This is a genomic window from Pseudoalteromonas sp. GW168-MNA-CIBAN-0100, assembly GCF_040309225.1.
GTDB classification, from domain to species: Bacteria; Pseudomonadota; Gammaproteobacteria; order Enterobacterales; family Alteromonadaceae; genus Pseudoalteromonas; species Pseudoalteromonas arctica.
Genome location: NZ_JBEOOL010000819.1, coordinates 1 through 253 on the forward strand (window position 1 = coordinate 1; position 253 = coordinate 253).

1 protein-coding gene is annotated in these 253 nt (G+C 51.4%); it reads left to right on the forward strand.

What is annotated here, in order from left to right; translation table 11 throughout:
* Nucleotides 1-253 (forward strand): hypothetical protein (locus AAEY62_RS23565; RefSeq protein ID WP_350636880.1); only part of this gene is annotated, 253 nt, incomplete at both ends.

A 253-nucleotide genomic window follows, 5' to 3' on the forward strand; every position in this document is an offset into this window, starting at 1 on the left:
GAGGACACTTCAGACGGAGGCTCAACAACAAAAGGTGATAACAGTAGCCGTACACCATCGCCCAATCACGGCGTCACAGTTCCAGAGGGCCAGCCAAAGCTACGGCATAAAAAACGCCTGAGCAATATGTCATCCTCATCTGGCGGTTCAGAAGATGGCACCACATGGCAAGAGTTTGACACGTCTAAACTCATGTCTGATCGTGTTGCTGCGGACATCGAACACGCAAGAGAGACAGCGAATGAGGACGAAG